Annotated in this window: 7 protein-coding genes; all 7 read left to right on the plus strand. The window is 68.6% G+C overall.

What is annotated here, in order from left to right; all coding sequences use genetic code 11:
- Positions 1-13 precede the first annotated feature (13 nt).
- The gene (locus ABZ861_RS30490; protein WP_361636946.1) at positions 14-1912 is read left to right on the plus strand and encodes a class I adenylate-forming enzyme family protein; all 1899 of its coding nucleotides are present in this window, start codon (positions 14-16) and stop codon (positions 1910-1912) included.
- Positions 1913-1974: 62 nt separating this feature from the next.
- Positions 1975-3000 (plus strand): methyltransferase, encoded by a 1026-nt coding sequence (locus tag ABZ861_RS30495; RefSeq protein ID WP_361636949.1) that lies wholly within the window; start codon positions 1975-1977, stop codon positions 2998-3000.
- Positions 3001-3012: 12 nt separating this feature from the next.
- Positions 3013-4881 carry an FAD-dependent monooxygenase gene (locus tag ABZ861_RS30500; RefSeq protein WP_361636952.1) on the plus strand — a complete coding sequence of 623 codons (1869 nt, stop codon included), beginning with the start codon at positions 3013-3015 and terminating at the stop codon, positions 4879-4881.
- A 1-nt stretch (position 4882) separates the two neighbouring features.
- The gene (locus ABZ861_RS30505; protein WP_361636954.1) at positions 4883-6577 is read left to right on the plus strand and encodes an FAD-dependent monooxygenase; all 1695 of its coding nucleotides are present in this window, start codon (positions 4883-4885) and stop codon (positions 6575-6577) included.
- Positions 6578-6594: 17 nt separating this feature from the next.
- Positions 6595-8544 carry an FAD/NAD(P)-binding protein gene (locus ABZ861_RS30510; protein WP_361636957.1) on the plus strand — a complete coding sequence of 650 codons (1950 nt, stop codon included), beginning with the start codon at positions 6595-6597 and terminating at the stop codon, positions 8542-8544.
- Positions 8541-9941: an adenylosuccinate lyase family protein gene (locus ABZ861_RS30515; RefSeq protein WP_361636959.1), complete on the plus strand. Its 1401-nt coding sequence runs from the start codon at positions 8541-8543 to the stop codon at positions 9939-9941. The genes ABZ861_RS30510 and ABZ861_RS30515 overlap by 4 nt, the downstream gene beginning before the upstream one ends.
- Positions 9942-10003: 62 nt before the next feature.
- A partial coding sequence (locus tag ABZ861_RS30520; protein WP_361636962.1) for an S-adenosylmethionine synthetase N-terminal domain-containing protein occupies positions 10004-10311 on the plus strand: 308 nt, incomplete at its 3' end.

Genomic DNA, 10311 nt, shown 5'->3' on the forward strand with positions numbered 1-10311 from the left:
CGCCAGCCACTCTGTGCTCATCGAAAGCGACGACGCACTTCTGGCAGGCGGCCGCGGCCGCCCCAGCGCCCCTGGCCTGAAGGCCCGGGGCGGGCACACGGCCAACGGCCGCCCTGCACCGGCCGGAGGCCGGGCGCGCTCTGCCCCGGACGTCGAAACCACCAGCGAGAGCAGCGCGGCACGGCGAGCGAATCATCCGCCCACGAACGGTGAAAGAGGATCGGTTTTGTTTGTCTTCGGCACGCACCGCTCGGCCGTCCAGCGACTACGGCTTCACTCTGACCGTGACCTGGGCGCCGGCAACTTCTTCTGGCGTGCCTGGCGAGTTGCTCAGGACCGCGATCGGCCGCTTCTCTTCCACCCGGACGTGCAGGACCCGCACTGGGCGAAGAGCGAACTGCGTGGCCTGTCCTTGGACGACATCAGGGTCAAGGTCATCCGGTACGCCGCCCGGTACCGCGACAACGGCGTCGGGCCTTCCTCCCACGTCGGCATCTACACCCGCGACGGCCTGGAGGGGCTGCTCCACCACATCGCGATCACGAGCCTGGGCGCCGCCGCCGTCCACTGCAACCCCAGGATGGAGCCCGCAACGGCGGCCGACTACTTTCAGCGCACCCGGACATCAGTGCTCGTCGGTGACAAAGACCTGCTCGACGGCTGTACCGAAGCCCGGCCCCAGCAGGACGGCGAGGCCACAGCCATCCGTTTGGCTCAGGACATCGCAACCTTCGACGCGACCGCGCCGCTGCCTCCGGCCCGGCTGCCCGGATTCCCCTACCGTCATCGGCCCGACGACCTCGTGATGATCTCCCACTCCTCCGGGACGACCGGGCGGCCCAAGGCTCCGGTCTTCACTCACCAAGGCTTCTTCATCGGCAAGCGCGAGCGGCTGTGGACATTCCCTTCGCTGCGGGCGGACCGCATGCTGACCGCCCTGCCACACAGCCACTCGGCCGGCATCAGCTACCTGAGCATGGCGCTTCTGCTCGGCATCCCCACCCTGCTCCTGGACGACGCGAACGGCTCGTCCGTCACCCAAGCAATCAACCTCTTCCACCCGACGTTCGTTCTCGGCTTCCCCCTGACGCTCGCAGAGATCGACGTCGAAGACGTCCATCCGCGCGCGGCCCGGAACATCCACTCGTGGAACGGCATGGGCGACGCCTCTCACGAACGGCACATCAAGCCCCTGCTCGGCGTCGGTTCCCGCCCGGGCAGGCCCGGATCCCGATACAACGACGGCCTGGGCAGCTCCGAGATGGGCATGGTGCTGTTCCGGCAGACCTACACACCCGAGTCCACCGAGTACGCCCGGCTGATCGGGCACCCGGCCGGCGTGGTCCGGCAGGCCGCCGTGCTCGACGAAACGGGTGCCGAACTACCCAACGGACAAGCCGGGATGCTCGGCGTACGCACCCCCAGCGTGACCCCCGGCTACTGGGACGATCCCGAGCTCAACCAGCAGTCCCTGCTGAGCGGCTACTTCCTCACCGGCGACATCGTTCGTCGCGACGAAGAAGGCCGCTTCTACCACCTGGACCGCATCCCCGACGTGATCCACAGCGCCACCGGCCCCGTGTACAGCCTGCCTCTGGAGGAAGTCGTCCTGCTGACGACACAGGCGTTGGACACCGCGGTCGTGGCAGTAGACGATCCGGACGCTCCGGACGCATCCGTTCCCCTCGCGGTCGTGCTCTTCCGCGACGGCGCAGTCCGTACCACCGACGATCTTCTCGCCACCGTCAACGCCGAGCTGAGCCGCCAGGGCCTGCCCTTGCTGCGTGCGCTCATCGTCGCCGCCGACCGCAGCGACCTGCCGGTGGGCGTCACCGGAAAGGTACTCAAGCGCCAACTGCGCGAACGCCACCGAACTCTGCTGCAGGACCCGGTCACACGCCGCAAAGGCTGACCGAGCCGTCCCCTCCCGTCCCGGAAGCCCCCGGTTGTCTCACCGAACCAGAAAGGCCAGCCATGCACGACGGACATGCCGCGCGCAGGGTGGTGGACATCATCACCGGATCGTGGCAGGCGCAGGCGCTCTACGCCGCCGTCGCCCTCAACCTCCCCGACCACATCGCCGCCGGCCAGCGCACCGACGCGTCCCTGGCCGCCGCCACCGGATCGGACCCGGATGCCATCACACGGCTGATGCGACTGCTCCTGGCCATGAATGTATTCGAACAGGCCCCGGACAACGGCTACCAGACGACATCTGTGAGTGAATTGCTCCGCTCCGACACAGAGGTGTCGATGCGCGACATGATCGAGCTGTACGGCGAGGAGTTCCACCGCGCGTGGGGCGCGATCGTGCCCGCGGTGCGCACTGGAACCTCCGGCTTCGAGCAAGCCTTCGGCACCTCGCTCCACGCCTACCTGGCACACGTGCCAGGCGCCGGGCCCCGATTCCTGCGCGCCATGAACGCCGGGAACGTGTTCTTTCCCGACGTCCTGACCGCCTATGACTTTTCCGGCGGCCACACCGTGGTGGACGTCGCGGGCGGCAGCGGGCGGCTCCTCTCCGTGATCCTCCAGGCACACCCGCACCTGCACGGCGTGCTCTTCGACCAGCCCCACATGATTCCCGAGGCCCGCGCCCACTTGGACGGCGCCGTCGGCCGCGACCGCTACGACGCTGTGGCAGGGGACATCTTCGTTGCGGTTCCCCAGGACGCAGACGTGTACCTCCTGTCGAGGATCCTGCAGGACTGGGACGACGACCGGTCGGTCGCCCTGCTCTCCAACATCCGTAAGGCGCTGCCCGAAAACGGCCGGCTTCTCATCCTGGAGCGGGTCATCCCTGAGGACGGCTCCGAGATGCTCCCCCTCCTGTACGACCTGCATCTGCTGATGGCGGCCGGAGGGCGAGGACGCAGCCTTCAGGGCTACTGCGACATCCTTGCCGCAGCGGGCCTGCACCTGGAATCCGTCCACACGCTGGCGCTGGAGACCAGGCTCCTGGTCGTTGCCCCGGCTGCGGCGCCGATGACTCACGAGTAGGCGAAGCCCGCAATGAATCTGTCACCTCACCTGCGAACGAGCCGGACCTCGACCGAAGACCCGGACGTCATCGACGTCCCCGTCCTGATTGTCGGCGGCGGTGGCTCGGGACTGAGCGCATCCGTCTTCCTCTCCGACTTCGGCATCGCTTCGTTGCTCGTTGAGCGGCACGCCACGACATCGATACAGCCCAAAGCACACATTCTCAATGCCCGCACCATGGAGATATTCGGCCATCACGGGCTAGCCGAGGAGATTTACGCCGAGGGCTCTCCGCCCGAGAACTGCTCGGCCATGGCCTGGCTGACCAGCCTTGGCGGCCACGAGCCCTACGACCGTCAGGTACTCCACCGCTCCGATGCCTACGGCGGCGGCGCCCTGGCAGAGCGGTACGCCAAGGCGTCCAAGTACCGACACGGCAACCTCGGCCAGCGCTGGCTGGAGCCTTTGATCCGACGCCACGCGGAGGAACGCAACTTCGGAGGCGTCCGATTCGGCCACGAAGTGGTTCAGTTCGAGGACAGCACGGACTGCGTCACCGCCGCCATCCTGGACCGTACAACCGACCGAACCTACCGAGTGCGCGCGCAGTACATGATCGCCGCTGACGGCGGCCGCACCGCAGGCAGGCGGCTAGGCGTCCGCATGCAGGGCACGCCCACGTTCCTGGACTGGATCAACCTGCACGTCCGGGCCGACTTCTCCGAGTTCATTCCGTTCGATGACACCGTCGTCAACCGCGTCTCCAGCCTCGCCGACGACGGCGCCCTGGAGCACTGCGGCGTCGTCCCCATGGGACCCAAGCGCTGGGGCCGCCACTCCGAGGAGTGGACGCTGATGTTCTCCAGGCCGCCCGGCTCGCGGGAAGCAGCGGAGCTCGACGACGAAACAGTGGTCAGCATGGTCCGCCGGACGCTGAAGCTTCCGCATGACCACCCGATGGAAGTGCACAGCATCAGCCGCTGGCCCGTGGAAGGCACCGTCGCCGAACGCTTCCGCGTCGGCCGGGTCTTTCTCGTCGGTGACGCCGCCCACCGCCACCCGCCCTCGGGAGCGCTCGGGCTCAACACCGGCGTGCAGGACTCCCACAACCTGGCATGGAAGCTCTCCCACGTCCTGGCCGGCGACGCCGCCCCCGCGCTACTCGACAGCTACGAAGCCGAACGGCGGCCCGTCGCCGAACGGGTCGTCGAGCGAGCCCTGTTCTCCCTGTTCAATCAGATCGCCTTCACGTCCGGCACGGGCATCGTGCCGGGAGGTCGTCCCGAGTGGAACCGGGCCCAGATGACCGCCCTCTTCTCGGACACCCCGGACGGCAGAACCCGTCGAGCAGTGCTCGGCGAATACTTCGAGACCAACCGGATCACCACCGCCCACCTTGGGCTGGAAATGGGCCACGACTACGCCGGCGCAGGCTTCGTCGTCGCCGACGGAACCCCGCCGCCCGAGTCCGACCCTCTCGGCCTGGAATACATCCAGTCCAGCCGCCCCGGCAGCAGGATGCCGCACGCCTGGCTGGAGCGTGGCGGCCGGCCGGCCGCCACACACGACCTGCTGGCCCGCGGCGCATTTCTCCTGCTAGCGGGCGCCAACGGGGAAGGCTGGGTCAAGGCGGCCGCCGAAGTGTCCGGCACGTATGGCCCCACCGTCACTGCCCACGCCGTAGGACCAGGACACGAGGTGACCGACCCCGACGGCACGTGGAACGCCCTGCGCGGCCACGACGAGGACGGCGCCGTGCTGATAAGGCCGGACGGCATCGTCGCGCTGCGAGCACACTCCGGCGACGATCCCGCCGGACGCCTGCGTCGAGCGCTCGACGTGGCACTGGGCCGCAGCTCCGCCACAGCCGTCACGACGGCGGGGGAGGGGTGTGGCTGAGATGACCGACGCCCTGCGCACCCGGGTCGCCATCACCGGCGGTGGGCTCGTCGGCCTCATGCTCGCCCTCTTCCTCGACCGTTACGGCATCGAGTCTGTGGTCTTCAACATCGAGGACTCATGGCACAACAGGCCGCGCGGCGCCACACACAACGCACGCACCATGGAGCACTACCGACGCTTGGGCATATCGGGCCGGATCCGCCATCTGGGTCTGCCCGCCGACCACGCCCTCGATACCGCCTACTTCACCCGCTACAGCGGCTTCGAGCTGTCCCGTCTGCACCTGCAGTCTTCAGGTGAGCGGATGCGCGCGCTGGCGACCGCGCCTCGTACCGACCACACCCCTGAACCGACTCACCGCGCCAACCAGATGTACGCAGAGCGGTTCCTCTACGAACACTCCCGCACCCGCCCCGCCATCACCCTGCGATTCGGCTGGAGGGTGACGCGACTGAAACAGAACGCGGGCGGCGTCACGCTCCAGGCCGAGAGCGTCGACGGACGAGCGCGCGAAACCTGGCAGGCCCCATACGCTGTCGGCTGCGACGGCGGCCGCAGCTTCGTACGGCGCTCGCTCGGTGTGCGTGACGAGCGCTCCGGCGCAGCAGCGCACCACATCCTCGGCCGCCGTGCCGTAGCCGCTCAATTGCGTCTGCCCACCTTCCATACGAAGGTGGTTGCCGGGCAGCGGGCTTTCAGCTACTGGGCTGTGAATCCCGAACTCGTCATGAATCTCACCACTCTCAACGGGCACGACGAGTTTCACCTACTTGCCGACTCTGCTGACCCGAGCACCACGGATGCCGCCGAACTGACTGCCCTGGTACGCCGGGCGGCGGGCATGGACCTGCCCGTCGAGGTCCTCAGCCATCGCCCCTGGACGTCCGATGCCGCCACGGTCGCCGAACGCCTCACCATCGGGCGGGTGTTCCTCGCGGGTGATGCAGCCCACCCGTTCCCGCCCAACGGCGAATTCGGCATGAACACCGGAGTAGACGACGTCGCCAACCTCGCCTGGAAGCTGGCCGGCACTCTTCAGGGCTGGGGCGGCGCCGCGCTGCTGGGCTCCTACGAGAGCGAGCGGCAGCCGATCGCCCGGCGCAATGCCGCCGCCGCTCGCGAACTCGCCACCAGGCTCGCTGACATCGAGCGCCCCGACCAGATGGAGGCGGACTCGCCAGAAGGAGTCCGGGCCCGCGACCGGGCCGGCGCGCTGCTGCGGGCTTACGGCGAACGCACACACTCCATCGGCCTGCAGCTCGGTGCCCGCTACGACCAGTCCCCGCTGATCGATTCCCACGAGGAGCCGCCCACCGACTCGCTGGGCACGTACACCCCGACAGCGATCCCCGGCGGGCGTGCCCCGCATGTCTGGCTCGACCGGTGGCGCGGCCCGGGCAGTGCGATCTTCGACCGTTTCGGCGCGTACTACACGCTGCTCCGGCTCGGCCCCGAACCACCGTCCACCGAGGGACTGGAAGCAACGGCAGCAGCCCACGGCATGCCACTGCAGGTCATACATTTCGAGGATCCAGACATCCGCGAACTCTACGGTCGGGACCTCGTCCTCGTCCGCCCCGATCAGCACATCGCCTGGCGCGGCAACAATCTGCCGGCCAGCCCGCATGATCTGGTGGCCCGGGTGACAGGGCGGCTCCCCGCTGGCGCGGCATGCGGTGGTGAAGTGGCGTGAGCGGAGGAGTGTTCAGGGTGGGGCTGGTGGGTGCCGGGCCCCGCGGTCTGTCGGTGCTGGAGCGGATATGCGCCCACGAGCGGAAGTCCGCCTCGCACCGCAGGGTGAGCGTGCATGTCGTCGACCCGTGTCCCTCCGGCGCAGGCCAGGTGTGGCGCACCGACCAGTCCCGCCAACTGCTGATGAACACCGTATCGTCGCAGATCACCCTGTTCACCGACGACAGCGTGGAGATGGCGGGCCCTGTGGAGCCGGGCCCAAGCCTTTACGAGTGGGCCAGAAAGCGGACCGCCGGCGACGGCACCGATGAGCAGACCTTGAAAGAGGCCCGGCGCCTGGGGCCGGACGCCTATCCCACCAGGGCCTTTTACGGGGCCTATCTGACCAGCGTTTTCCAGGAGGTGGTGGCTGCCGCGCCACCGCACGTCGCCGTCTTCGTACACCGGGCCCGGGCCCTCTCTCTTCACGACACCTACGGGGAGCCCGGCAGCGAACAGGTTCTGGCTCTCGATGACGGTACCGAACTGACCGGTCTCGACGCCGTCGTCCTCGCCCAGGGCCACGTTCCCACCCGACCAGCACCCTACGAGGAGGCACTCGCCAGCGCCTCCGCTGAGCATGGTCTTGCCTACGTACCACCCGCCAACCCCGCCGACCTGGACCTAGACGGCATTGAGCCCGGACGAGCGGTGCTTCTGCGTGGTCTCGGCCTTAACTTCTTCGACCACATGGCCTTGCTCACGTCAGGCCGGGGCGGCAGCTACTACCGACAGGCAAGCTGTCTCGTCTACCAGCCCTCAGGCCGAGAACCGAAGATCATCGCGGGCTCGCGTCGCGGCATCCCCTACCACGCGCGCGGTGAGAACGAGAAGGGCCCCTACGGGCGTCATCTGCCGCAGTTGCTCACGCCTGAAACGGTCGCCCGACTGCGCCGCCGCGCGGCCGACGGCGACTGGGTGTTTTTCGGTGCAGACCTGTGGCCGCTGATCGCCAAGGAGGTGGAGAGCGTCTACTACGGCGCGCTGTTGACCGCACAAGGCCGGGCCGCCGACCGAGAAGCCTTCACCGACCGCTACCTCGCCGTTCCCGCAGGTGAGGCAGTGGACCTCGTGCTAAAAGAGTTCGGCATCGCAGAGGCCGACCGGTGGGACTGGAAGAACATCGCCCGGCCTCACGGGGACCGCAGCTTCGCGGACCCGGCGGCATTCGACGCATGGCTGCTGAACCATCTCGCCGACGATGTCCGCGCCGCCCGCTCGGGGAACGTGAACGGCCCTGTGAAGGCGGCCCTAGACGTCCTGCGCGACCTGCGCAACGAGGTGCGTCTCGCCGTCGACCACGGAGGTCTTGAGGGCACTTCCTACCGCGACGAGTTGCAGGCCTGGTACACGCCGCTCAACGCCTTCCTGTCCATCGGCCCCCCGGCCTCCCGCATCGAGGAGCTCATCGCCCTCATCGAGTCGGGAGTGGTCCGCATCATCGGCCCCGACCTCCAAGTCACGCTCGATGACACGCGTTCCTGCTTCGCCGCATGGTCCAGCACCGTGCAGGACAGCCGTGTCGAGGCGACTGTGCTCATCGAGGCTCGGCTGCCCGAACCCGATCTGCGGCGCACCGCAGACCCCCTGCTGCGTCATCTGCTCACCACCGGGCAGTGCCGCCCCTATGCCATCAAGGGAGCCTGCGGCACCTCGTACCAGACGGGCGGGCTCGCCGTCACCGGACGGCCGTACCGGGTAGTGGACGTCCAGGGCAGGACCCACCCGCGCCGGTTCGCCTACGGGGTCCCCACGGAAGCCGTGCACTGGGTGACCGCAGCCGGTATCCGGCCCGGCGTCAACTCCGTGACACTCGGCGACTCCGACGCCATCGCATACGCCGTCCTGCGGACCGAAGAAGCCGACGCCGACCCACCCGGCGTACCGACACGAGGCCGCCTGAGCGAACACGCGGAGGTCAGCGCATGAGCAGAACATACGACGGCGGCCAAGACGCCGGACTCCTGTCACCCGTACGGGCCGGGACGCCCATCGAGGCGCACGTCGACGACCGCGCCTGGCTGCAGGCGATGCTCGACGCCGAGGCGGCCCTCGTTCGGGCCCAGGCAAAGCTAGGCGCTGCACCAGCGGCGGCAGCGGCAGCCATTACGGCAGCCGCACGCGCGGACCGTTTCGACACACGGGCGCTCGCCCTCGCCGCCCGCGAGACGGCCAACCCCGTCGTGGGTGTGGTGCAGGCCCTGACCCGCGCGGTCGCAGCAGATGACCCGGCGGCGGCTGAGTTCGTGCATCGCGGATCAACCAGCCAAGACGTCTTCGACACCGGCGCCATGCTGGTGGCAGCCAGAGCGCTGCAACCCGTACGGACCGACTTGGAGCGGGCATGCGCGGCGCTCGCCGTACACGCCGCGGATCACCGTGACACCCTGATGGTCGGCAGGACTCTCGCCATGCATGCCGTTCCCACAACGTTCGGACTCAAGGCGGCAGGCTGGCGTCATCTGCTCCTGGACGCCGCCGAACGGCTGGACCGCGTCCTCGACGGCGGTCTGCCGGTCTCACTCGGAGGGGCTGCCGGCACCCTCGCGGGGTACCTGGAGTATGCGGGCCTGGGCGACGGCGTCGCCCCGGATACGGCCGACTACATCGACCGGCTGGGTGCGGCGTTCGCCGAGGAGACCGGGCTCGCCCTGCCCGTACTGCCGTGGCATACGCTCCGTACGCCACTCGCCGATCTCGGCGCCGCGCTCTCCTTCACTGCGGGCGCGCTGGGCAAGATCGCTGTCGACGTGCAGATCCTTGCGCGGACCGAGGTCAGGGAGGCCGCGGAACCGGCAGTGGCCGGACGCGGCAGTTCCTCGGCTATGCCGCACAAGCGAAACCCTGTGCTCTCCACCCTCATACGCAGCGCCGCCCTGCAGGTGCCCCTGCTGGCCACGGGCCTGACGCAGACGCTGCTGTCGGAAGACGAGCGATCCGCCGGGTCCTGGCATGCCGAATGGCTGCTGTTGCGCGAGTGCCTCCGCCTCGTCGGCGGTGCAGCGCATACTGCCGTGGAACTCGTCGAAGGCATGACAGTCAGCCCGCGGCGGATGCGTGAGAACGCCTATCTCAACGGCGACCGCGTGGCATCTGAACGGGTCGCGGCGGTGCTTGCACCACACCTGGGAAAAGGCCGCGCTAGGGAAGTGATCTCCGAGGCGACCTCCGAAGCCGACCGCAGCGGGCTGCCGCTCTCGGCGGTGCTCGGCGCGATCACCGAAGTGACCGCCTACTTGACCCACGAGGACTTGAACCGCCTGCTCGATCCCGCTCATTACACGGGCGCGGCAGGGGCGCTGGTGGACAGCGCGCTCAAACGCTGACCACCAGCGCCCCCACCCGTCGTCTCCCCCCTCATACGCGACCCGCAGCGGAGGAACACACCATGGCATCTCCCCTGTTCACCTCGGAGTCCGTGACCGAAGGCCACCCCGACAAGATCGCTGACCAGATCAGCGACACCATCCTCGACGCGCTGCTCCGCGAGGACCCCTCGTCCCGCGTCGCCGTCGAGACGCTGATCACCACCGGCCTGGTGCACGTGGCCGGCGAGGTCACGACCAAGGCTTACGCGCCGATCGCCCAGTTGGTGCGCGAGAAGATCCTCGAGATCGGCTACGACTCCTCCAAGAAGGGCTTCGACGGCGCCTCCTGCGGCGTGTCGGTGTCGATCGGCGCGCAGTCCCCGGACAT

This window comes from Streptomyces sp. NPDC046985, assembly GCF_040644415.1.
GTDB lineage: Bacteria > Actinomycetota > Actinomycetes > Streptomycetales > Streptomycetaceae > Streptomyces.

Bases quoted from the DNA above. Each gene is read 5' to 3' on its own strand.
- ABZ861_RS30515 (WP_361636959.1), top strand. From the start codon at position 8,541: ATGAGCAGAACATACGACGGCGGCCAAGACGCCGGACTCCTGTCACCC.
- ABZ861_RS30500 (WP_361636952.1), top strand. From the start codon at position 3,013: ATGAATCTGTCACCTCACCTGCGAACGAGCCGGACCTCGACCGAAGAC.
- ABZ861_RS30505 (WP_361636954.1), top strand. From the start codon at position 4,883: ATGACCGACGCCCTGCGCACCCGGGTCGCCATCACCGGCGGTGGGCTC.
- ABZ861_RS30495 (WP_361636949.1), top strand. From the start codon at position 1,975: ATGCACGACGGACATGCCGCGCGCAGGGTGGTGGACATCATCACCGGA.